General features: G+C 69.6%; 25 protein-coding genes. 22 read left to right on the forward strand and 3 right to left on the reverse strand.

What is annotated here, in order from left to right:
- Nucleotides 1-199 precede the first annotated feature (199 nt).
- The 12 genes from ACZ7OO_RS39185 to ACZ7OO_RS39240 all read left to right on the forward strand — a co-directional run bounded on the left by ACZ7OO_RS39185 (nucleotide 200) and on the right by ACZ7OO_RS39240 (nucleotide 12,798).
- Nucleotides 200-769 carry a hypothetical protein gene (locus ACZ7OO_RS39185; RefSeq protein WP_331725169.1) on the forward strand — a complete coding sequence of 190 codons (570 nt, stop codon included), beginning with the start codon at nucleotides 200-202 and terminating at the stop codon, nucleotides 767-769.
- A gap of 99 nt (nucleotides 770-868) precedes the next feature.
- A complete protein-coding gene (locus ACZ7OO_RS39190; RefSeq protein WP_471512247.1) occupies nucleotides 869-1,636 on the forward strand; it encodes a hypothetical protein in 768 nt (255 codons plus the stop codon).
- A 120-nt stretch (nucleotides 1,637-1,756) separates the two neighbouring features.
- Entirely contained in the window at nucleotides 1,757-3,268 is a 1,512-nt protein-coding gene (locus ACZ7OO_RS39195) for a hypothetical protein (RefSeq protein ID WP_471512248.1), read from the forward strand.
- 55 nt (nucleotides 3,269-3,323) lie between these two features.
- The gene (locus tag ACZ7OO_RS39200) at nucleotides 3,324-4,352 is read left to right on the forward strand and encodes a phosphoadenosine phosphosulfate reductase domain-containing protein (RefSeq protein ID WP_471512249.1); all 1,029 of its coding nucleotides are present in this window, start codon (nucleotides 3,324-3,326) and stop codon (nucleotides 4,350-4,352) included.
- 240 nt (nucleotides 4,353-4,592) lie between these two features.
- Nucleotides 4,593-5,711 carry a hypothetical protein gene (locus tag ACZ7OO_RS39205; protein WP_331725173.1) on the forward strand — a complete coding sequence of 373 codons (1,119 nt, stop codon included), beginning with the start codon at nucleotides 4,593-4,595 and terminating at the stop codon, nucleotides 5,709-5,711.
- 649 nt (nucleotides 5,712-6,360) lie between these two features.
- The gene (locus ACZ7OO_RS39210; protein WP_331725175.1) at nucleotides 6,361-6,768 is read left to right on the forward strand and encodes a DUF6211 family protein; all 408 of its coding nucleotides are present in this window, start codon (nucleotides 6,361-6,363) and stop codon (nucleotides 6,766-6,768) included.
- A 40-nt stretch (nucleotides 6,769-6,808) separates the two neighbouring features.
- Nucleotides 6,809-7,630 carry a hypothetical protein gene (locus ACZ7OO_RS39215; RefSeq protein ID WP_331725176.1) on the forward strand — a complete coding sequence of 274 codons (822 nt, stop codon included), beginning with the start codon at nucleotides 6,809-6,811 and terminating at the stop codon, nucleotides 7,628-7,630.
- Nucleotides 7,631-7,634: 4 nt separating this feature from the next.
- Complete coding sequence (locus tag ACZ7OO_RS39220; RefSeq protein WP_331725177.1) at nucleotides 7,635-8,339, forward strand: hypothetical protein; 705 nt, start codon at nucleotides 7,635-7,637, stop codon at nucleotides 8,337-8,339.
- A gap of 273 nt (nucleotides 8,340-8,612) precedes the next feature.
- On the forward strand, nucleotides 8,613-9,395 hold the full coding sequence (locus ACZ7OO_RS39225) for a ParA family protein (protein WP_266665153.1): 783 nt from the start codon (nucleotides 8,613-8,615) through the stop codon (nucleotides 9,393-9,395).
- Complete coding sequence (locus ACZ7OO_RS39230) at nucleotides 9,385-9,900, forward strand: hypothetical protein (RefSeq protein WP_331725178.1); 516 nt, start codon at nucleotides 9,385-9,387, stop codon at nucleotides 9,898-9,900. Before ACZ7OO_RS39225 ends, ACZ7OO_RS39230 begins: the two co-directional genes overlap by 11 nt.
- Before the next feature lie 113 nt (nucleotides 9,901-10,013).
- Nucleotides 10,014-10,337, forward strand: coding sequence for a hypothetical protein (locus ACZ7OO_RS39235; protein WP_331725179.1), 324 nt, complete (start codon nucleotides 10,014-10,016; stop codon nucleotides 10,335-10,337).
- Nucleotides 10,338-10,581: 244 nt separating this feature from the next.
- On the forward strand, nucleotides 10,582-12,798 hold the full coding sequence (locus ACZ7OO_RS39240; protein ID WP_331725180.1) for a DUF2637 domain-containing protein: 2,217 nt from the start codon (nucleotides 10,582-10,584) through the stop codon (nucleotides 12,796-12,798).
- 326 nt (nucleotides 12,799-13,124) lie between these two features.
- Here ACZ7OO_RS39240 and ACZ7OO_RS39245 read toward each other — a convergent pair whose 3' ends face one another.
- On the reverse strand, nucleotides 13,125-13,925 hold the full coding sequence (locus ACZ7OO_RS39245; RefSeq protein ID WP_331725181.1) for a GntR family transcriptional regulator: 801 nt from the start codon (nucleotides 13,923-13,925) through the stop codon (nucleotides 13,125-13,127).
- A 270-nt stretch (nucleotides 13,926-14,195) separates the two neighbouring features.
- Here ACZ7OO_RS39245 and ACZ7OO_RS39250 point away from each other — a divergent pair, with 270 nt between their 5' ends.
- From ACZ7OO_RS39250 to ACZ7OO_RS39285, 8 genes are all read left to right on the forward strand, one after another.
- Nucleotides 14,196-14,360, forward strand: coding sequence for a hypothetical protein (locus ACZ7OO_RS39250; RefSeq protein WP_331725182.1), 165 nt, complete (start codon nucleotides 14,196-14,198; stop codon nucleotides 14,358-14,360).
- A gap of 58 nt (nucleotides 14,361-14,418) precedes the next feature.
- Nucleotides 14,419-14,577 (forward strand): hypothetical protein, encoded by a 159-nt coding sequence (locus tag ACZ7OO_RS39255; protein WP_405548104.1) that lies wholly within the window; start codon nucleotides 14,419-14,421, stop codon nucleotides 14,575-14,577.
- 9 nt (nucleotides 14,578-14,586) lie between these two features.
- Nucleotides 14,587-14,733: a hypothetical protein gene (locus ACZ7OO_RS39260; RefSeq protein ID WP_158708985.1), complete on the forward strand. Its 147-nt coding sequence runs from the start codon at nucleotides 14,587-14,589 to the stop codon at nucleotides 14,731-14,733.
- 56 nt (nucleotides 14,734-14,789) lie between these two features.
- A complete protein-coding gene (locus ACZ7OO_RS39265) occupies nucleotides 14,790-14,990 on the forward strand; it encodes a hypothetical protein (RefSeq protein ID WP_405548105.1) in 201 nt (66 codons plus the stop codon).
- Nucleotides 14,987-16,006, forward strand: coding sequence for a hypothetical protein (locus tag ACZ7OO_RS39270; protein ID WP_471512250.1), 1,020 nt, complete (start codon nucleotides 14,987-14,989; stop codon nucleotides 16,004-16,006). The genes ACZ7OO_RS39265 and ACZ7OO_RS39270 overlap by 4 nt, the downstream gene beginning before the upstream one ends.
- Nucleotides 16,007-16,027: 21 nt before the next feature.
- Nucleotides 16,028-16,444 carry a hypothetical protein gene (locus ACZ7OO_RS39275; protein WP_331725184.1) on the forward strand — a complete coding sequence of 139 codons (417 nt, stop codon included), beginning with the start codon at nucleotides 16,028-16,030 and terminating at the stop codon, nucleotides 16,442-16,444.
- The gene (locus ACZ7OO_RS39280; protein ID WP_471512251.1) at nucleotides 16,444-17,607 is read left to right on the forward strand and encodes a hypothetical protein; all 1,164 of its coding nucleotides are present in this window, start codon (nucleotides 16,444-16,446) and stop codon (nucleotides 17,605-17,607) included. Before ACZ7OO_RS39275 ends, ACZ7OO_RS39280 begins: the two co-directional genes overlap by 1 nt.
- 126 nt (nucleotides 17,608-17,733) lie before the next feature.
- Nucleotides 17,734-17,973, forward strand: coding sequence for a hypothetical protein (locus ACZ7OO_RS39285; RefSeq protein WP_331725186.1), 240 nt, complete (start codon nucleotides 17,734-17,736; stop codon nucleotides 17,971-17,973).
- Between the two features lie 65 nt (nucleotides 17,974-18,038).
- Here the strand turns inward: ACZ7OO_RS39285 and ACZ7OO_RS39290 are convergent, their stop codons facing one another.
- A complete protein-coding gene (locus ACZ7OO_RS39290; protein WP_331725187.1) occupies nucleotides 18,039-18,398 on the reverse strand; it encodes a DUF397 domain-containing protein in 360 nt (119 codons plus the stop codon).
- On the reverse strand, nucleotides 18,395-19,228 hold the full coding sequence (locus ACZ7OO_RS39295) for a helix-turn-helix domain-containing protein (protein ID WP_331725188.1): 834 nt from the start codon (nucleotides 19,226-19,228) through the stop codon (nucleotides 18,395-18,397). Before ACZ7OO_RS39295 ends, ACZ7OO_RS39290 begins: the two co-directional genes overlap by 4 nt.
- A 556-nt stretch (nucleotides 19,229-19,784) precedes the next feature.
- Between ACZ7OO_RS39295 and ACZ7OO_RS39300 the strand changes: the two genes are divergently transcribed.
- Both ACZ7OO_RS39300 and ACZ7OO_RS39305 read left to right on the forward strand, forming a co-directional pair.
- Nucleotides 19,785-20,270: a hypothetical protein gene (locus ACZ7OO_RS39300; protein ID WP_331725190.1), complete on the forward strand. Its 486-nt coding sequence runs from the start codon at nucleotides 19,785-19,787 to the stop codon at nucleotides 20,268-20,270.
- Nucleotides 20,267-20,758, forward strand: coding sequence for an ATP-binding protein (locus ACZ7OO_RS39305; RefSeq protein WP_405548107.1), 492 nt, complete (start codon nucleotides 20,267-20,269; stop codon nucleotides 20,756-20,758). The genes ACZ7OO_RS39300 and ACZ7OO_RS39305 overlap by 4 nt, the downstream gene beginning before the upstream one ends.
- Nucleotides 20,759-20,865 lie beyond the last annotated feature (107 nt).

The following is a 20,865-nucleotide window of genomic DNA, read 5'->3' on the forward strand; positions in this document are numbered from 1 at the left end:
GGGCCGTGGCGGACGCCGCCCGGCGAGGCCCGTGCGGGTGGGCGGAAACTGCCGCTGACCTGCGAAAACATGTGATGTAGATCACTCGTTTGGAGGGTCTTTCAGGCTGGACTTCCGTCCCGAAATAAGGCATGATTAGTGATGTCGGAAGGGAATGGCAGTCCCCCCGGCAACCCGAACCTTCAACACGGGAGCAACGATGTACGCAGAGCTGGAGACCGAGACCCCGCGCGAGATCGGCGGATTCGCCCTCTACCTGTCCACCACCTACGTGTGGACCGAGGGGCGCCCCCGGCTGGTGACGACCGCCGCCGACGTCACCGAGACGTGGTGGACCGTCCGGGCCGCCGACGTGACGGACAAGCTGACCGTCCGTCAGTCCTCGGACTCGGAACTGGTCCGACTGCTCGACGCCGAGGACGACACCGTGGTCACCACGATCGTCCCGGTCCCCGCCGGGATGCTCGACCACCACACCCCCACCCTCGCGGAGGCCCGCAGCATCCCCCTCGCGGCCCGCTGGGTGAGCAGCCCGCTGTTCACCCGCCCCGCCGGGGCCGCGCCCGAGAGCGCCGACCGCTACGAGGTGCGCGACCTCCTGGTCCGCGCCGCCCGCCGTGGCGAGACCGTCGCGACGAGCTCGGACCTGGTCATCGTGCGCAACTGCGAGAACCGGCCCGTCGCCTTCCTCCGTGAGGGATGGCACCCGCAGAACGCGCGGCCGTCCGCCCCGAGCCTGAGCGCGCTGCTGAAGCACCGCCGCCGGTAGGACTCCGGTGGGCCCGCCCGGTGGCAGCCGGGCGGGCCCACCCCGCAAGGGCTTTGGCAGAAGCCCGCCCCCGAACCTTCAACACAGGGAGACAACGACATGGCGACGAACGACGCCCCCGACACCCCGGAGAAGCGGTACAGCATCGGTGACCGGGTCCCGGACGGCCGGTACCCCGTCACGGTCGACGGGAAGCTGATCGGCCACATCTACCGCTGGCACGGCGACTGGCATGCGCGAGTGCTGGGCCAGGTCGAGGAGAGCCAGCACGAGGACCGCGACAAGGCCGCCGCCCACCTGGACACCGTCACCCAGTCCGGCGCCACCCTTCCCCGGACGGAACAGGCCGGTGACGCGGCACTGGAGGGCATCGTCCCGTGGCTGCACCCGCGGATGGCGCCGACGCGGCGCAACATCCTGAGCGCGGGTATCTGCCTGGGCAGGCTCGATGAACTGGCATGGGACCCCAAGCACGGCTATCCCGGGTCGGACAACCCGTTCGAGATGAAAGACCTGATCTGCGGTTGGGTCGGAAACCGCTGGTGGAGCCACTTGCGCGGGCGGAACGGTGACCCGACGCCGCGTCCCGCGTGGCGGCACGAGGGGTGCAAGGTCCCGTTCGAGGAGCAGGCCGCCCGCGTGGCCGAGCTGGTGGGCAAGCGTCCCACCCAGTGCCCGTGCGAGATCAAGCACCCGACCGAACACGAGGCGGTGACCGGCCTCCTGGACGAGGCCGACCGCGCCCGCAAGGCCGGTGACATCGAGGCCCTGCGCGGTCACCTCACCCGGCTGCTCGGTCCCTGCCCGGCGGCGCCGACCCGCGCCGCGGTGATGCGGGACATCGTCAAGCCCCCGCAGAAGGGCTGACCTGGACCGGGGGCACGGGCCCACGCCCGTGCCCCCGGCAACAGGGCGGCGACCGAGCCGCCCGCCACGACCGCCGTCGTCCGCCGGCGCGAAGCCATTCGACCCGAGGATTCAGTTCCCGTGCCCGCAACCGCCCTGCCCGCAGCCCTCTTTGACCTGCCCGAGCCCTCGGAGCGGACCACGTTCGGCCGGTCCTCCGGGATGACCGTGCTGAGCTACGGACTCGGAGCCGACAGCACGGCCATCCTGATCGAGTTCCTGGACCACCCCGAGCGGTACGGACTGGCCCCCGACCTCTCCGACCTGATCGTGGTTCACGCGGTCACCGGCGACGAATGGCCGGACACCCTGGACTACGTCGACCGGCTGGTCCTGCCGCGCCTCCGCCGGGCCGGGGTCCGGCTGGTGCAGGTCGCCCGCGCCGGCCGCCAGGACGCGGACGGCGTGGTCGTCCTGGACGACAGCCGGTCTCCCCGGCGGATCTTTGCGCGGGGGCCGTGGCGTCTGAGCGACGAGCTCCGGGAGGCCGGAACCGTCCCTCAGATCGCCAACGGCCGGAGAACGTGCAGCATCCGTTTCAAGGGCTGGGTGCTGGACCAGTGGACGGAGGCCGAGTTCGGCGGCGCGAGCTACCGCCGGGTGATCGGCTACCACTACGGCGAGCTGAAGCGTGCGGAGAAGGACAGCCGCATCCAGCGCGAGCACAACCGGACTGCGGGCCGGACCATCTGCGAGTCGTTCTATCCCCTGATCCTGGCCCGTCAGGACCGGGCGGACGTCGAGCGGTTCGTCCTGGAACGGCTCGGAGAGCCGGTGAAGAAGTCGTACTGCTCGCAGTGCCCCTTCAGTGGCGTGTGCGCGAGCAGGGAGGCCCACGAGGCGCGTCTGCGGGACCACCCGCACATCGCTGCGGACGTCCTGCGGATGGAGCACGTCGCGATGGCGCTCAACGAGCGCTCCAGCCTGTACGGGACGGACAGCCTGTACCGCAGGCTCACCGAGGACGGCCGCAACCACCCCGTGCTCTCGGCTTTCGAAGAGTCGTTGGACCAGGCCCCGTACGCGATCTACGAGGTGCGGAGGATCTACTACGCGGCCCGTACGCCGGACTGCCGCACCCATCACGGCCGGTCCTGCCGGTCACCGAAGTGGTGGTGCCGACAGCCGCGGACCGAGCAGTGCCGGGCCGACCACCCCGCCGGGGACTTCGAGCCCTGGTGCCCCGGGCACCGCGAATGCCGGGGACCGGCGAAGAAGGGCCCCGCCTGGCGGTCGGTGCGGACCGTGTGGGAAGGCGACCGCCGCACCGCCGAGCAACTGATCCGGCAGTTCGCCGCCCGTCACGGGCTCGCCCTGGAGCGCGGGGAGACGTCCGGCATCCAGCGGGCCCACTACCTCACCGCCGACGGCGGGTTCCCGGCGGCCGCCGCCTTCGCCGTCGCGGCGCCGGCCGGAGTCCGCGACAAGCAGAGGAAGCACTTCGAGGAGGCGTGGACCCGGCACACCGGGGACGTCGGCACCCGCTGGAACCCGCTCCGGCCGCTGCCCGCGCCCGAACCCCCACGCCCCACGGGCGGAAAGCCGCTGATCCGCCGGGCCAAGACCGTCGGCGGCGTGACCCTCATCGCCTGAACCACCCAGCGGGCTCCGGAACCGCCGGAGCCCGCCCAACACCGAGGAGAGCAAGATGAGTTACACCGATCCGGTCGCTTTCGCCGCGACCCGGCACCGCATCGTGATCAACCTGTCCGGCGGGAAGGACGGCGTGATCGCGGGCGCCAAGGCGATGGACGCCGCCCGCCGGGCCGGGGTCGCCGACCGCGTCTGGACCGCCCACGCCAGCCTGGGCCCGATGGAGTGGCCCGCCGTCACCGTGGACGGTGTGCGGTGGCCCAGCGCGAGCGAGCTCGCCGCTCAGCACAGCCAGATTCTCGGCGTCCCCCCGGAGCGGCACATCGAGGTCCGCCGCACCCGGCAGGTCGACGGCCGCACGGTCCCCTTCGATCTGCTCACGTTCATCGCCGAGCGGGGGGATTGGCCCTGGCTGGGTCAGGCCCGCACCTGCACCGGACCGTGGAAGACGAAGATGGTGTTCGGCGCGTTCACCCCGCAGGTCCGCGCTCTGCGCAAGGAAGTCCAAGGGCCGCTGATGTTCGCCAACGTCCTCGGCCTGAGGGCTGAGGAGAGCCGCGACCGACGCAACCGGCAGGTGTGGCGCCGCACGACCGAGAACTCCCACCGGGTGGTGGACGAGTGGCTGCCCGCCCACCGGGTGAGCACCGCCGACGTGTGGGCGTGGACCCTCGCGGAGGAGGTGCCGTACCACTGGTGCTACGACTCCCACCCCGGCGCCGGGGACCGCCGGGGGTCCAGCCGCTGTTCCTGCTCGACCTGCACGCTGGCCAGCCACCGCGATCTGCTGCTGGGCGTCGCCCGCCGGCCCCGGCTTGCCGAGCTGTGCGCACTGGTCGAGCGCGTCCGCCAGGTCCCCTTCAACCCCAACATCACGATGGCCGAGCTGATCGAGCAGTCCCGCCGCCGCGACGCCCCCGACCCGGGCGTCCGCGTCGAGGAGAACGCCGACTTCGAGCGCATGGAACGGGACGTGCACGCCGCCCTCCGGCGGCCGCCAACGTACGAGTCCAAGGCCCGTACCGGGGCCGCCCCGCTGGTGCACGCCACCGGCGGGTGCGATACCTGCACCCTGACGATGTAGGCCCAGAGCAGGGAGAACGGCGTTGACCCTGCCACCTGTATAAGGCAGAATTAGCTATGTCCGAAGGTGTGGCAGTTCCTTCGGGCGGACCCCGAACCTTCAACGACGAGGAGCCGCGATGAGCCCCACCGCGCTTTCCGTGCTCTCCGCGGGGCGGACCCGCCAGGTCCACCGAAGCTGACCATCCCGCCGGCCCGGCCGTCCCGCACGGCCGGGCCGCGCCGCCCCCCAGGAGAACGCATGACCAGCATGTCCCTCACTTTCCCCGTCAGGACCGATCAACTGGCCGCCCTGCGGCAGGCGATCGAGCAGGCGGACCGGCAGACCCGGGCCCACGGGCTGGGCGGGTGCCACCTCACCCGCGGCCCCGTCGAGCTCATGCCGTGGCCCGACGTCAACGGCGTCCCCATCGGTGCCGTGGCCAGTCAGGACGTCACTGTGACGCTCCCTCTGCTGCGGTTCGAGGGGTGGACCGTCATCGCCCAGGTCGAGCACGACCCAGCGGCGGGCAGCGTTGTCACCGCACTCCCCCCGTACGAGGACGAGGCCGCCGACCGGATCGCGCACTGCGACGCCTGCGGGGAGCGGGGGGCCCTGACCAGCTATCTTCTCCGCCACGAGGACGGCAGCACGATGCAGTTGGGCGCGACGTGCGCGGGCCCGTACGCGGATCTCCCCGTGGCCGTCCTGCGCGACCTGTGGCGCCTGATTCGCTGGTGCACGACGGTCGAGCCGTACGAGCCGGGAGAGGTGCCGCCGGATCTTCGGCTCCACGTCGACCAGGTCCTGGAGTACGCCGTCGCCCTGACGGTCCAGGCCGGGTACGTCAAGCGGGGCGAGGGCTGGACGACCGCCGAGCAGGTTCGCGCGCTTCTGCTGGGCGGCGCCGGCCGGGAGGACCTGGACCAGCTGCACGAACACCTTCGAGCCGCCGAGGACGTCGCGGCCACGGCCGCCGCCGTCCGGGACTGGTGCCGTCGAGACGACACCGCCGCGAGCGACTACCGCCGCAAGCTGGCCCGCGCGGTCGCGCGGGACGTGGCGCCCGGAGACATCGGCCTGTTGGTATCCGCGGTTCCGATGTATCTGCGCGAGGCCCAGCGCCAGTTGACCGCGAAGGACCGCGAGTCGATCACGGCCACGGTGACGGAGGTCAGCCCACTCGCGAGCGAGTGGGGTGAGCGCCGTCGTATCCGTTTCACCGACGGTGCCGGACGTCTCTACGCGTGGGACTCGATGGCTCAGCCCTTCCCCGACGAAGGGCAGCATCTCCGTGTCACCGGCCGGGTTGTGCGCAACGCGGTCCGGGAGGGCAAGGTCGAGACGTACCTGACCCGGTGCCGTGTCGCGCCGGCCTGAGCCTGGTCGACGGCGTCCGCCACGGCTCCGCCCGGTGGGCGGGGGCTCCCCTCGGTCGGTCGGGCAGGCTCCGCCCGTACCCGGGTTCCGGCGGGGTTGCCAGGCTCGCGAAGCGACCGCGAAGCGGCCCCGGCCTGGCGGCCCCGCCGGGTTCCGGGTAGCCCTCCGGGTGACCGACCGGCCGAGGGGAGACCCCGGCCACCCCCACGCCCCAGCCACCCACGGCCCGCACACGACGGCGGAGCTCCCGCCCCCTTGGGAGTAAGGGCCCCCGCCGGAGGCGGTCCTGTAGGTATGAAGAGAAGCCGGACGCGGGTAGTCCCAACCGTCCGGACAAGCCATTGAGCTGGCATTTTGTGGCTTGTGCCCCTCAATTGGAGGGGGCATAATTAGGGATTCCGGCAGGTTTGAAACAGCCTGTCGGTGTCGTGTGGTCGTTCGCTTCGGCCGTGTCCGCCGAACGACTGGACAGGCAGTAACCGAGTAAGGCACGATTAGTGAAGCCGAGAGGTTCGATGCTCGGCTCTTCCGCGGTGACGCGGGAGGAAGTGGGGCGGACGGTCAGCCCAATGGCAGTAGTGCTGACCGTCCTGAAGCCCCCTAGCCCCAGGCCCTTCAACAAGCCCATATACCAGGAAGGCATCTACGCATGATGGTAAACGACGCGGAGCTGCACACGGCCCCCGCCCTTGACGACCTGATCACCCTGCACGCGGGCAACACGGCCGGTGTCGACCACGGGCCGCTCTACCGCATCGAGGACGGCCCCCTCCCCGGCGACGGGGGCTGGTTCATCCAGCTCGCGGACGAGACCGCCCCCGGCGCCCAGGACTGGGCGGCGACCATCCAGAGCCAGGACATCGACACGATCACCAGGCCGATCGAGTCCGGCGTCATGAACTGGAAGCACGAGGACGACGAGGACCAGGTCGAGGAGGACGCGGACGAGGAGCCGGAGGTCGAGCACGGCCTGACGGAGTCCGGCGTGGTACTCCTGCCCCGCACCGCCGGCCACGACCAGCACCACCGCGACCAGGGGGCGGGCAATGACGACTGAAGCCCCGTCGCGAGACGGAAAGACAACGGAGGACTCCCTCATGGCCATTCTCAACGGGCGCCGGGTATCGACCCGCAGGGAGCTCGCGGACAAGCACGACCTGAGCGTCACCCACCTGGAGAAGTTGTACCGAGAGCGGGAGGCGAACGGGCACCCCGAGCCGGTCCCGGACTCCGCCGGCCGGGAACTGACCTGGTACGACGCGGACTGGCGCCGCTGGTACAAGGACCTCACGGGCACGGCGGGGCTGGAGAGCCGTGCTGAGCTGCAGGAGCGCACAGGGCTGGGCCGGAGCACGCTCGAACTGCTCTGGCGTGAGAGGGAGGTCAACAAGCACCCCCAGCCGGAGAAGACGGTCGGTAACACCATGTACTGGAACTCCAAGGAGTGGGACCGCTGGTACAAGGGCTACCAGGCCGGACAGGCGTGGCGTACGGAGATCGACCGCAGCGGCAACGCCGAGGACGAAATCACGCTCGCTCAGGCCGCGCGAGTCCTGCACATGGAGCCCACCAGCATCACGAAGTACCCCACCCGGAAGCCAGCGCACTGGCCCGAGCCCGTCAGGGTGGAGACCACCGACAGCGGCCGCCTGAAGCGGTACTACCGCCGCGGGGACATCTGGACGTACGGCGAGCGCCGCGAGCGGACCGGCGGCGGGCGCCCCGCCGGCACGGCCGGGACCACACGCCGCTACCCGTACGACGGGGACCCGCGGCTGGAGAAGGCCAGGACGGCGTTGAAGGCGAACCCCGACATGCCCACCGCTCAACTCGCCGGCGAGCTCGCCCGCGAGCACGGTGGAGCTGCCGGGACCTGGTCGCACATCGTCAGCAGCGCACGGCAGAATCCGGAGGACTGACCAGATGACCACCAGCGTCACCATCGCCTCCGAGGTCATCGACCAAGTGGGCCTGGACCAGGCCGCGCAGTTCCAGAGCCGCGTCACGGGGTTCGAGTGCGTGGAGTGCGGGACCGCAGGCGACGCCAGGACGGAACCCGCCGTGGTCGTGCTGCGTCGCAGCCCCGGCCTCTCCCATTTGGGAGTCGCGCACCATCGCTGTGCGGACTCGCAGGTACGGGACTACGGCCCGGGAGACCTGGCCCTCACGGAGGAGACCGAACTGGTCCCTCGCGCCATCGGCCTGCCCACAGTGGACGGCACCAAGCCCGCCCTGTTGCTTGCCTTTGAGGAGCAGGTGGCGGTCACCGAGGGCGGGCAGACCTACGACCCGGTAGTGAGGCAGCTGGTCTCGGAAGGTCTGCACGAGTTGCCGGGACTGGGCAAAGCAGCGCCGGACAGTCCCAACTGGTGCATCGTTCTCGGCTCGGAAGGTCTCGTTAGGGTGCAGTCGGATGTGCGGGTGCACCTCCGGGGCCACGTCGTGGCGCCGCCGTCCTGGTTGCGTCTGGCTGCCCCCGCACGAGCTGTGACACTGCTGTTCGGCCGTCTGTCCCATGTGGACATCTATGCTGACCAGCCACCTTTTCGGGCCTACGCTGCTGCCCTGCGAGACGGGCGGATGGTCGGAGGAACCGTCAGGTTGGAGACAGGTGTGGGTGCTTCCTGATCCGCTTTGCGTGAAAGAGGGGCGGGCCGCGTCACATGACGCGGCCCGCCCCTCTTTCTGTCGAGACGTGTCTGACTCGCGGCGGGCTGATATGGGGCTACCGGCCCGCGTCAGACCGGTACGGTCGCATCGACACGCTCTAGGTACCGTTCGAGCGCAGTCCCCGGAAAACGCGAACGCCGGGAGAGCCCCCGGCGTACGCAGTCGGAACCCACCCGTAGAAGGAGAGAGAACCGTGAAGTACCACCATAACCAGCCCGAGGGAACACAGCGATGACGTCAGACGCGTTGGTGGAAGCCAGCATCGAGACCGTCGGCCACCAGGTCACTCCCTTTCCCGTGCAGGAGCCAGAGACGAAGTGCGTCGTCGGATGGAAGGGCGGGATCGGCAAGACGACCCTCGCTCAGGAGCTGGCCTACTTGGACGACGGTGTTGGCGGCGACATGGACTGGTCGAAGGGGGGTCTGTCCAAGGGCTGGGGCTACAACGAAGAGACGCGAACCGGAGCTCCGCTGATCGAAGCCTTCGAGAACGACCGGACGCCCAGGCCGCTGCGAGGCGGTCCGCGCAAGCTGGACCTGATCCCCGGCCACAGCACGTTTGGTGAGTTCCAGCCTTCCCCCGAGGTCGTGAAGACTTCCCTCATCCGCTGGGCAGAAGAGCTGAAGAGGAAGATCACCTGGGATACGCATCCTGATGCCTGCGCCTCTACCCACGGCGCCCTGGCAGCTTCGCGTGTCGCGGTAGTGCCCGTCATCCTGAAGACGCGAGAGATGGCGTCGCTGGAGCATCTGCTTCAGGACATCAGCGACTATCCGCTTCTCCTGGTCCCCTACATGGTGCCTAAGTCGGTCCCGACCTGGCACAAGGACGAGCTGAAGCGGCTGGCGAAGAAGTTCCAGGTTCCGGTCGGCCCCATCGTCTCCGAGTACGCATGGGTCGGCGTGCGTCGTAAGCGCGTGGCCATCTGTTCTGAGCCCGTCTTCAAGAAGGAAGAGGCGTTCGTGGAGCAGATGAAGAGGGTTCACCAGGCGGTGGTTCGGTATGGCAACTGAGGAGAAGCAGGCAGTGGAAGAGGGACAGGGTACGGGCGAGCTGAACGGCCTGGACGAGCTCGATCAGCAGCAGAGGGGACGTAGCCGGACACGTCCGCCGGCCCCCGCTCACAGGAAGGCCCCCACGGCTCCCCAGGGAGAGAAGCGGGAAGAAGCCCAGGGTGAGAAGCGCGCTCCAGCCGCTTCCAACTCTGCTGGAAGGGAGGTAGCCACCGTTCCGGCCGCCTCACTTCCCTCGCCTGGATATGTTCCCTCTCAGGTCTCTGTCAACGACGGCCAGGGGTGGGAGGTGGGGCCGGGACGCCCCGAGAACCTACCCACAGCGGCTGAAGTGCTGAACCAGCGCTCTCCTAGGAGGGAGTCCCTGGATGCATCTGTTGCAGCCGAACTCCGGCTGAAGAAGCGCCTTAAGCGCTTCGCGCTGGACAACGACGTGGATCACCTTCCTATGGGTGACATCGTCACCGTCGCTCTGGACGACTGGCTTACTTCCCGCGGCTTCTGATCTCATCTCCCCCCTCACGCCAATCGTGCGGGAGGGGGGAGGGTCGGACGACTATTTCAATAGTCGCCTATGCTGATAGGTAGTCGCCTATTGATCCGCCAGGAGGTTCGGGCTTGAGTGCCAAGGAACGTCAGATCGCTTCTCTGCGTGCCATCGCGGACGAGTTGGAGGCCGAATCTGCCGATGAGGGAGGGAGTGATCCGTATGAGGCGCACCCCGACACTCTTCGGATCATCGAGTCAAGGGGGACAAAGAGGGGGCAGTTCAACTACTCGGTACCGCAGGAACTGGACCTTCAGCGCCGTATCCGCAGGTATCACGTAGAGCACGGAACCCAGCATGGGGACGTCGTGGCCCTGGCGCTCGATAGCTGGCTTAGGGCACAGGGCTTTCCCCCTCCCCTTCCTGCCCCCCTCCCCGCGAAGGGTGAGAAGTGAGAAATAGGTCTCTTGTGGAGGCTTACGCAGAGATCTTGACAAGCCGCAAAAAGTAAGGCATAATTAGGGATAGCGCAAGAGGTTGATGCGCGCCCATTACGCACGAAACCCCGGGTGCCACTGCTTGGAGGGCAGGCATCCCGGGGTCTCACACCAGAGACGAGGCTCCGATGTCGTACTTCAGTATCACCCCATTCTGGGGTGGACGTGCACCTTCCGGTGCTCTACTGCCGGAGGTGGGGGCGTGAACGTGCTTCCCCGTATTCACGCCGTGGCGGAGTCCCTGGGCGTGCCGCCGTGGACGGTTGCTCTCGGTGGAGTGCTCGCGTGCGTGGCGGCCCTGGCCCTGCTGATCCTGGTCGTGCGCCTGGCCGGCCGGGCGGCGACGCGGGCGGTCGAGAAGGCTCGCCGCGACGATGACAGCGAGGCCCGTGCCCGGGTCATGGCCATGATTGACGACCGCTGGCGGACCATCGTCGGCATCTGCGGCATGTCCGTCAGCATGTACGGCCTGTACGGGTTCGCGGAGGACACCGCGGGGCTGCCGCTGCTGCTGCGGATCTTCTTCATCGCGATCTTCGACGGTGCGGAGATCGGCCTCATGCTGGGCCTGGCGCGGTCCCTGGCTGCCCAGGATGTCCCGCGGTGGACCGAGGGCATGATCCGGTCCCGCCGGATGGCGTGGGGCCTGGTGGCCCTCTCGGCGGCGGCGAACTGGGTGCACGCGCCGGAGGGCGGCGGCCTGTGGGCGAAGGTAGCCCTGGCCGGTGTGCCGGTGGTGTCGGTCAAGCTGCTGGAACACGGGCTGGACCTGCGGATCGCGGAGCTGGCGAAGGCCGAGGAGGAGGACGGCGTCCGGCCGGGCCCCCTTCGTCTGTTCGTCCTGCTGTGGCGACGGATCTGGATCGCGGCTTTCGCGTGGCTGGGTCTGGACACGACGTCCACGACCAGTGAGACCTCCCGCCGGCTGCTGGCCCAGCGTGCGGCCCGCGCGGTCATCGTGCTGGCCCGTGCCCAGAAGCGTGCCGACCGTACGTTCCGATTCGGCTGGCGGAAGTCGCTGGCCGACCGGGCGGTGGACCGGCGGACCGAGGACGCGGCGGTCGCACTGGACCGCGCGGACGCCCCGGTCAACGTCGACCAGGCGCTTGCCGTAGTCCGGCGGACCATGGGCCACATGCAGGCCGGGCGGCTGGGACGGCTCGACTACGCGGATGTCGACGCCGTGGTGAACACCGTGGTCTCGCTGCCCGCGCTGCAGCAGAAGGTCACGCAGAAGCTGGAGGAGCAGAAGGCCGAGGTTCAGGACGAGCTGCGTGCAGCGGAGCGGGCCGCCAAGGCGGAGCGGGACGAGGCCGTGGCCGCACTGGAGGCGGAGCGGGAGGAGCGCACCCGGCTCCAGGCGGAGCAGCAGCAGGAGCGCGAGCGCTTCGAGGAACTGGCCGAGCAGCTTCGCGAGCAGGCCGAGCAGCTTCGCACCGAAGCAGAGCAGGCGAGGCGTGAAGCGGCCGAGCAGGTTCAGCTTGTCCGTGACGCCGTCGAGCAGAGTGCGACGCGTGAAGCGGAGGACCGCCGAGCGGAGCGGGAGACCACCGAGCAGCGGGCCGAGCGCGAAGCGAAGCGGTGGCACGAGCAGACCGAGCAGCTTCGTGACGAGGCGAAGCGGCAGCTTCAGGAGCAGGCGGAGCGGTTCGAGCAGCAGAGCGCCGAGCAGGTCCGTGCGGAGCGGGACCGGTGGAGCAGGGAGCTGGAGCAGCTTCGCACCGAAGCAGAGCGGCAGCTTCGCGAGCAGGCCGAGCAGCTTCGCACCGAAGCAGAGCAGGCGAAGCGTGAAGCGACCGAGCGGGTCGAGCGCGAAGCGGCCGAGCGGCTGGCGGCGGAGCGGGCCGAGGCGGAGCGGAAGATCGAAGCGGAGCGGGCCGAGGCGGAGCGCAAGGTCGAAGCAGAGCGCGCCGAGGCGGAGCACAAGATCACCGTTGCGCAGGAGCAGGCGGAGCAGCTTCAGGCTCAGCTCGACGCGAAGCAGGCGGAGCCGGAGCAGACCGCGCCCGCCGGGACGGCGGAGCAGCCGCGGACGCCGAAGCCGAGGGAGGCGTCGAAGTCGATGCCGACACTGGCCAAGGGCTCGCTGAAGCAGCGCTTCATCCAGCGGGTGCACGAGCTGTGCGAGCAGGGCGAATCGCGTCTGCTCGGACCGGCGGTGACTCCCCGCACCCGTACCGATGTCGCGTACCAGGTGCAGGCTGAACTGGGGCTGACGTCGCAGGGGACGGCCCGCACCTACATGCAGGAAGCGATGGAGCGCTGGGAGGCCGCCCAGCAGGCCGCGGCGGAGAAGAAGGCGCCCGCCAAGACGGCCGAGGCCAAGGACAAGGGCAAGGGCAAGCTGTTGGACACCTTCGGGCGCCCGATCGCGGACCTGGACGCGCTCGAATCGAAGGGGGCCCTGGCGCGGATCTGATCTAGACGCAAACGGGGGCTGGCCGGACCTGGAAAGGGTCCGGCCAGCCCCCGTTCTGCTGCCCGCCGACTGCCTTGGCGTGGCATCGCAGGAGGCCCTGAGCGCCGTTCTGCGGCCCTGCTGGCAACCCCCCGGCCGGGAGGGTCGGAGCCGTCCCGGACGGGCGTCCAGCGGCCGCGAGGTCGGTCCCGAGTCGGGGGGGCGAGGACGCTGGTAGGCCAGTAGGTAGGCGGCGGGTAGGCGCCGGTAGGTGGCCTCTGACCTGCGGAACTACCCGGCTACCGGGTGGCGGGACGCGCCGGCCCGGCCGGTTGGGGAGCGGGGTGTCAGGCGGTGGTGGTCCACCGGTAGGAGAGCGACCACAGGTGTGCGGGGAGCACGCTGACGGTGACCGCCACGGTCCGGTCGGCGGTGGCGGCAGTGCGGGTCAGTTGGATGACCCTGTTATCCGCGTCGATCTCCAGCGCGGCCGCTTCGTGCTCATGCGGCGGGCGGACGTCGACGGTCTCGGAGAAGTCCGTGGGCCGGTGCCCGAGCTCGGCCAGAAGGCCTTGTACGCCCCGGGGGCCGAGGTTCGGGTGCTCCAGGTCGGTGTGCCGCGCGATGTCGAGCGGCAGATACGTGAACGCGAGCTGGACGGGAGTGCCGGGATCGGCGGGCGCGGAGCCGGCCGCCACGGCGAACGTCCGCGTCTCGCGGACGAGGACCTGCCCGTGCCGCTTCAGCCCGAGCGGAGCGGCCAGGTCCTGTGGGGCCCGTTCAGTGCGGACGTCGGGGAAATGGCGGGCGACGAGCCCGAGCGTGCGCAGCTCCGCTTCGAGCGCGTCGTCCGAGCCGTCCGCTTCGCCATCGGGGACGGAGTGGAGCAGGAAGTCCGTCCGCCGGGTGATCCGCTTCAGCAGGCGGGAGACGTAGGCCCCGGACCCCTTACGCGTGGTCACCAGGCCCTCGGCAGCCGCGACCCGAACGGCCCGCTCTACAGCGGAGCGGGTGCACCCCAGATGGTCGGCCAGTTCGGCAGCGGCCGGGAGCCGGGAGCCGGGTTCGTACGTGCCGCCCGTCACGGCGTCCCGCAGTCGCTGAGCGACGTGACGGAACTCCGGGGTGGCGGACGGGTGCTGTGTCATGAGCTGAGCGTAAGGCTCCGCAGCAGATCACTCAATCTCCCGAGGAGATTTCTAAATCTCCCGTGGAACTTGATTGACCTCCCGTGGAGGTTGGCGTTTACTAGAGGTACCGCAGGACGCCAACGCGCTTGCTGCGGCGCTTCGTTACATGACAACGGCCCCGCACTGACGCCTGAGCGCAGCCGGGGCCGATAGCTCCGGGACGGCCTCCCACCTTCCACAGCAGACGGCCGTCCCGGTCCCATCCCGATCACGGAACGGACCTTCATCATGCCATTTCGCAAGTCGATCTCTCAGGCCGAGCTGCGAGAGAACCTGACGCCCGAGCAGCGGGCGAGCGGCCCGACGTACCAGGCCAGCCGCGGCGGCTGGTTCCCCGAGACCGCGAAGCCGGTCCCCGGCACCCCCAAGGGTGACGAGCCCCGCACCCAGTAGCCGGCCGCGAGGCCGTGGGCGGCCGGACGGGTTCCGGCCGCCCCGGCGGGAGGGCGCCATGTACGCGCTGCACCTAGTTCTCACCCTCATGTTCCCGGTCTCGGCCGCAGGGGCAGCCGCCGCACTCGGCGCCCGGCCCCACGGACGGCAGGCCCTCGCCTGCAGCACCGCTCTGGTCGCGGCGTTCGCCGTCGCCCTCGGTGTTGCGCACTCCTGAAGGAATCCCGTGCTCGACCTCCTGCTCGGCGGCGTGCTGATCGTGCTGGCCGCGACTCACCTCAGTCGGCCGCAGACCCGAGCCGTCCGCATCGCGAAGGACGCCCTGACCATCGGTTCCGCCCTGGCGGTCCTCATCATCTGGAGCCAGCTGTGACGGTGAACCAGCGCGCGACGCGCGCTCACCAGAGGCCGAACGCCCCTGCGGCTGCCGTGACTTCGCACGTCCCCGGCCCCCGCACCGCCCCGAAGCATGCGCGCTCGCCGCTCTCCCTGGACCTCCCTCCCGGGTTCGAGCGGGCGACGACGCCGACCGCCCCGAAGGAGCCCACGGGGCGACTCGATCCCGACGAGATCCGCATCCGGCGGCTGATGACCGCCGCCGTCCGCAAATGGGGGTGGCTGGCCCGGTGACGACGAACACAGAGCAGAAGGCGCAGGCCACCGAGGCGGGTGTCCGCGACGTGAGCGACTTCCTCGCGGACCTGGACGACGTCCTGGCGACGTCGACCGCGCCGACGATCCCGGCACCGGCAACCGAGCCGGACCCGGAGCCTGACGCTGCGGCGACCATGCCCGACGTCGACCTGGACCTGGACGTGGTCGGCCCGGTCGAGGCACCCGCCCCGGCCCCGGTCGAGGCACCCGCCCCGGTCGCACCGGCGAAGGACTGGTGGAGCGACGTCTACAAGGACGACGCCGCGGACCAGGACACTTTCACTGGCAACGCTCCCACTCCGGCGGCCGTGCCGCCCCCGCCGAAGCACGCTCCCGCCGCCGCCCCGGCCCAGCCGGTGGTTGAAGAGGACGATGCCGACAACGAGGACGGCGACGACCAGGGCGGGGCGCCCGAGTCGAAGAAGACCCGGACCTGGCGGAAGAAGGACCAGGACGCCGAGGACGACGAGGCGGGCACCGGCGAGGCTCCGGAACCGGCCGCGACGACGGGCGGCCGGTTCGTGGCCGCTGTCAAGAAGGCCGGTCCGGTCGTCGCTGGCACCGCGAACGGCGGCGGCCTGATCAACAACCCCCGGGGCCGTCAGGTCGTCTTCGCCGGCACCGCGTACGCCGTGGGCTGGGGTCTGCACCTGGACGACTGGGTCACGGGACTGCTGGCCCAGGCCGACCAATACGCCACGCCCGTGGCCGGTTGCGCCCTCGGGCTGGGGGTCTTGGGCCTGGCCACGCGGTCGAAGCTGGGCGGCGTCGTCTTCGTCTCTTCGCTGGTCCTGATCACGGCTCTGCAGATGGCTCGGCCCGCCTGGGTCGTCGGCGGCGGCATCTCGCTGGGCCTCCAGATCGCTTACCGCATGGTCCGTGGCTGGGTCGGCCCTTACGGCGAGCGGTGGCCCTGGAAGGGCGTCGTCTGGGCCGCCCACATCCCCGCCGCCACGGCCACCGTCGCATCCCTCTTGTACGGCACGAACTAACTGAGAAGGCAGATCACAGACATGGGCCAGATTTTTGGAGCGATCGGTTTCACCGGCGGCGCCGTCGTCATGACCGCGTTCCTGATTGTTGGCGCGCGGGGCCAGTGGAAGATCAAGCTGTCGCACGAGGGTGTCATCGCGGTCGCGTTCATCACGGGCCAGCTTTACGCGCAGGCGGGCGAAACTTTCAGCTTCGTGGCTGACATGAGCGGCGGCTTGTCCCAGGCCATTCAGAGCAGCTTCGGGCCTGGGTCCAACGTCGTCGGCGCCGGTGCGGTTGCTCTCCTGATGTGCATCCTGCTGTACGGCCTGAAGCCTTCCAAATTCCGCAACGGTCTCTTCGCCCTGATGCTGCCCAACATGTTCACGGCAGCGGGCGGCCTCTTCGCGACAGCCACCCACCTGATCAGCAACCTGACCGGCACGGTGGTCGCCTGATGACTGTGGACCTGGTCAAGTCCGACCCCGGCGACGAGGACAAGGCCGTGGCGGACGACGTCGAGCTGGTGGACGACGAGGGCGTGACGGCGGAGCAGCCGTCACGCCCTCGGGCGTGGTGGGGCCAGATCTATGAGTCCCTGGAGAAGCACGCGGACGCCCCCCGGGCGCCCGGCCGTGCCGTGACCCGTCCGGACCTGTCGGCCTATCACGCATTCGACCGCGCCGGCCTACTCGCCGTACGGACGGGGTCGGTGATCATCCTCCGCTGGGCCTGGACTCTGGCGCGCCGAGGCTGGGTGCTGGCCATCGGCCGGGTGCGAAAGGGGAAGGGGGCGAAGTCGGCCCCCAAGGCGGCGAGTGGTGGCGCTGAGGGCTCCGCGAAGCCGAAGCGGCCCAGGGGGAAGTCCCCGGCGAAGAAGTCGACGGGCAAGAAGGCGCCCGCGAAGTCAGGGACCAGCACCGGTGACCTCCTTATCGGTGGTGCGGTACTCATCGGCATGGGCGCCATGTTCCTGGTCAATACGGCGGTACCGGCCGTGGGGAAGCTGGCGGCGGCGGTAGGGAACTGGGCGGTCGACCACCCAATGGACCTGATCCGAGGAGCGGGCGGTTCCGTGATCATCTTCGTGGTGATCGCCTGGATCGTCGGAGTGGTCACAGGAGCCCACGAAGATCACAAAACGGGAGATCGCGAAGAGAGCATGAACAGGGGAGTCGCGGATACGGGTCCCCTTGAAGATCACGAAGAGGGTCAGGGGAGTGGGGAAGCGGAACCCGATCCGTCCGGTGGGGAAGTGGCGGAACCATCCCCCGAAGAGGCCGCCGCAGCGGAGCGAATCAGGGTCTACGCGTGGGTGCGCGAGAGCATCCGAACCCGGGGGAATGGCACCGCCGTGCACCTTCGCGAACTGGCCCTGGGAAGCCTCCCCGAGGGGGGCGACATGCGGTCCGAGATCGGCCGGGTGAGGGCCCTCCTGGCGGCCCACCAGATCCCCGTCCGGGACGGCGTGAAGGCCCCCGCATCGGACAAGGACGGGGCCACACGTAACCGGCCCGGCGTGCACTCCGGGGACCTTCCTCAGAGCTTCACTCCCCTGCCGGCCCAGGGGTCGAACCTGGTCCGCCTACTACCGGTAGGTCAGTCCTCTGACCTGCAATAACTACCCGCCGCCTACTGCCCGCCTACCGATTCGGTAGGCGGGCTACCTGCCGTCCCGAGCAGGTTCTAGGCTCGATTCGCGCATCAGCAGCCGCCCCTCGGCGGCCCGTGAGAGGAGAGCGTCCCTGTGGCGTACTGGAAGTGCGGCGCTTGCCGCACCCGCTTCCCGATCGGCCCGGAGGGGGAGACGGCTGCACGCGAAGCCCACCGCCACCAGGCCCACTTCGGGGGCATCCCCGACGGCGAGGACGGACCCGAGCAAAGCGGCAGTCAGCCGATCACCGGCCGCCAGGTCCTGTACGGACTGGTCGTGCTGGCCGTGCTCGCAGTGCTGGCCCGCTCATGCGATTTGCCCCTCGGCCACTGATCGTTTCGCGGCACAAACGGAACGGGCCCGACAGACACATGGTCTGCCGGGCCCGTTCCGTGATGTCACGCGCCGACAAGCTGGCGTTCCCGCCTCAACACGCCGTCGAGGAAGAACAGCCACTCGCGGTGGGTGTAGACGTGAGGCGTCCCCGCGGTGGAGTCCCGATCGCTCAGCACTGCCGCCTCCGGAGTGATGACGACCGAGATCCGGGACGCCTCGGCCGGCAGCAGGCCGCGCAGGTGGTCCAGGAAGTCGTCCCACGTCGACTTGGGGTAGAGGTGGGCGGGCTTGGTCACGTCCTTGCTGTCGCGCACCGCGACCTGGTCGCTGGCGAGGAAGGCGACCTCAACGCACCCTTGGGCGCTCTCGGAGAGAGATGCCTTCCGCCACAGGGCGTTGCTGAGGTCAGGGTTCGTGGTCATTTCATCTCCTTCAGCACGGTCTTCATGAACCGCGCCGACTCGGCTTCATCGAGCGCCATGCCGCGCAGTCGACTGTGGGACTGGTCAAACCGTCGGGTGTCCTTGGCCTTCTGGAGGTACAAGTTCCCGCCGGGGCTGTCCACGTAGACCACTGCGGGCTCCGTGGGATCGGGAAAGTCGAGGATGGTGAAGGCGCCGGTAAGGGCCGTGTGGGCGCCCTTGCTGTAGGGGAGTACCTGCACCGTGATGTTCGGGACCTGCTCGGCCTGCTCGATGAGGTGCTTCAGCTGCTCGCGCTGGCAGTCGATCCCGCCGATCTGGCGCCACAGGCACGCTTCGTCAAGGATTACGACCAGGTCCAAAGGCGACTCGCGGGTGAGTACCTGCTGCCGCTGCATGTGGAACTTGACCAGGGTCTCGATCTCGTCCGCTGGCGCCGACGGGCTTGTGCCGCGCAGAACCGCCCGCGCGTAGTCCTCGGTGCGGAGGAGGCTGTGAACCGAGGCGAGGGCGAACACCCTCAGCGCGGCGGCCTCGGCTTCGAGGGCGATGTACGTGTCCAGGTTGGGCGGCAGCTCGAAGTTCGTCCACCACGACGCTTCAGGTGAGGCGCTGTGCATGGTCAGCAGGTGCTCGCGGGTTTCGGCCGGGGCGTCGTACGCCTCCAGGAGCCCCTTCAGCTCGATCAGCTGGACGTCGCGCTTGCCATTCTCGATGCGGCTGATCGTTGAGTCCGACCGGCCGATCGCGGCTCCCGCCTCTTCGATCGTCAGTCCAGAAGTTTCACGGAGCGCCTGAAGCTCACGCCCTATCTGACGTCGCTTGACCATGGGTCCTTGTGCTCTCGCCATACCGGCACCTCCCCTCAGTCTCCGCCTGCGTACACGGCTCCATCCTGCCGCACGGCGGGGCCCAGGAGTAATCGGTCCGTCCACTGTGACCCTCCGACCGTCAGAAACTTCAGTGAATCTTCCCGTTGAAGTTGCACAGAGAATCTTCTGAGAGCATTCTAGGGTGACGGGCTCATTACGGCTGGTGATCACGTCCAGCCGGTCGCGGCGCGTGGACGCGTGAAGCGCAGCGACTCGCCGAGCCGGGAGGGAAGCCCCCGATGAAGAACGAGACAGTTCCGCAGGCGGCAGCACCGATCCCAGATGGTGAACGCGGACCCGCCGCCGAGACGGCGATCTGCCGCCGGTTCGAGGTCCCCGACGTGAGCGGGGCCGTCTTACGCGTGCTTCAGGGCTCTTCCTGCCTGTGCTGCCGAATGCCGGACGGAGAGCTGCGTTCCGCCGGCCGGGCCTGCACGGTCAGCCCGAGCGGCGACACGCTCTGGTGGGACGTCAAGGCTCACGACAAGTGCATGGCGGCCGCCGGGGGCGAGTCATGACGGCCGCCGTCACGGACGCCGCCACGGGCTGGTTCCTCGCGGCCCACCCCCGCCCCGACCAGTTGGCCGTCGAGTGGACCGAGCACCCGAAGTGGACCGGGCAGCTTCCGGCGGGCCGGGCATGGGACGCAGTGGCGATGCCATACCCCGTCGGGCTCGACGTGCTCGGAGTGTGCCGGACGCTCAAGGGCCACTGCCCCCCGGCGCTGGCAGACCGTTGGAACCGTCGCCTCTACCTCTTCATCGAGCCGGACGAGGGCGGAGTCTGGGCTGAGGACATCTGGACCCTCCCCCGTGAGTCTTGGCTGACCATCCCCCACCCGCAGTACGGGCCATACGACTGCCCGACCTGGTGGGTGCAACGGCCGTACTCGGCAAGTGAGTTGCTGGGCGCCGTCGAGCTGCGGACCGCCCTTCGGCTCGCAATGCCCGCCTACCGCCGCCGCGTCGCGTCGGTCCCCGCCGACGGAGGTGTGCTGTGACGCGTGAGATGCCGAATCGTTCGGCGAAGACACCGGCACGCGACGTTGGGGCCGACGGTGCCACGCAGCCGAACGTCCAGCCCGAGCCGCACCAGTACGCCTTCGATGGCGACGATCAGGCCCCGGCCCGCGCCCGTCACCACGTCCGCGAGGCCCTGTGCTCTTGGCGGATGCCGGAGGACACCGTCGACACGGCCGTCCTGCTGGCGTCTGAGATCACGACCAACGCGGTGCGGCACACCACGTCATCCAGCATCGAGCTCGAACTGCTGCGGCGTGACGGCGAAGTCGAGGTGGCCGTCCGTGACAGCGGTCCCCGGCCCGCCAGACCGCTCCGCGCGATCTCGGAGGAGACCACCGACCTGTGGGACGAGCACGGCCGCGGGCTCGACCTGGTGCGCCGGTTGGCCAGCCGGTGGGGCGCCACGGAAGCGGGGCCGGGGCTCAGGGTCTGGGCCGCGATCGAGGCGACGGGCGATGTCCGATGACCGAGTCTCCGGCCGGCCGCGCCCTCGCGGAGCACGCACCGACCACCACAGCCACCGCGCCGAACCGGCGAGCACGCCGTCCGGCGCGGACCCCGGGCGCCTTATCG

The organism is Streptomyces sp. NPDC111744 (assembly GCF_055634995.1).

Excerpts from the sequence above, each read along its gene's own strand:
- ACZ7OO_RS39185 (WP_331725169.1), top strand. The coding sequence starts at position 200 with ATGTACGCAGAGCTGGAGACCGAGACCCCGCGCGAGATCGGCGGATTC.
- ACZ7OO_RS39190 (WP_471512247.1), top strand. The coding sequence starts at position 869 with ATGGCGACGAACGACGCCCCCGACACCCCGGAGAAGCGGTACAGCATC.
- ACZ7OO_RS39200 (WP_471512249.1), top strand. The coding sequence starts at position 3,324 with ATGAGTTACACCGATCCGGTCGCTTTCGCCGCGACCCGGCACCGCATC.
- ACZ7OO_RS39205 (WP_331725173.1), top strand. The coding sequence starts at position 4,593 with ATGACCAGCATGTCCCTCACTTTCCCCGTCAGGACCGATCAACTGGCC.
- ACZ7OO_RS39210 (WP_331725175.1), top strand. The coding sequence starts at position 6,361 with ATGATGGTAAACGACGCGGAGCTGCACACGGCCCCCGCCCTTGACGAC.
- ACZ7OO_RS39215 (WP_331725176.1), top strand. The coding sequence starts at position 6,809 with ATGGCCATTCTCAACGGGCGCCGGGTATCGACCCGCAGGGAGCTCGCG.
- ACZ7OO_RS39220 (WP_331725177.1), top strand. The coding sequence starts at position 7,635 with ATGACCACCAGCGTCACCATCGCCTCCGAGGTCATCGACCAAGTGGGC.
- ACZ7OO_RS39225 (WP_266665153.1), top strand. The coding sequence starts at position 8,613 with ATGACGTCAGACGCGTTGGTGGAAGCCAGCATCGAGACCGTCGGCCAC.
- ACZ7OO_RS39230 (WP_331725178.1), top strand. The coding sequence starts at position 9,385 with ATGGCAACTGAGGAGAAGCAGGCAGTGGAAGAGGGACAGGGTACGGGC.
- ACZ7OO_RS39245 (WP_331725181.1), bottom strand. The coding sequence starts at position 13,925 with ATGACACAGCACCCGTCCGCCACCCCGGAGTTCCGTCACGTCGCTCAG.
- ACZ7OO_RS39250 (WP_331725182.1), top strand. The coding sequence starts at position 14,196 with ATGCCATTTCGCAAGTCGATCTCTCAGGCCGAGCTGCGAGAGAACCTG.
- ACZ7OO_RS39255 (WP_405548104.1), top strand. The coding sequence starts at position 14,419 with ATGTACGCGCTGCACCTAGTTCTCACCCTCATGTTCCCGGTCTCGGCC.
- ACZ7OO_RS39275 (WP_331725184.1), top strand. The coding sequence starts at position 16,028 with ATGGGCCAGATTTTTGGAGCGATCGGTTTCACCGGCGGCGCCGTCGTC.
- ACZ7OO_RS39280 (WP_471512251.1), top strand. The coding sequence starts at position 16,444 with ATGACTGTGGACCTGGTCAAGTCCGACCCCGGCGACGAGGACAAGGCC.
- ACZ7OO_RS39290 (WP_331725187.1), bottom strand. The coding sequence starts at position 18,398 with ATGACCACGAACCCTGACCTCAGCAACGCCCTGTGGCGGAAGGCATCT.
- ACZ7OO_RS39295 (WP_331725188.1), bottom strand. The coding sequence starts at position 19,228 with ATGGTCAAGCGACGTCAGATAGGGCGTGAGCTTCAGGCGCTCCGTGAA.
- ACZ7OO_RS39300 (WP_331725190.1), top strand. The coding sequence starts at position 19,785 with ATGACGGCCGCCGTCACGGACGCCGCCACGGGCTGGTTCCTCGCGGCC.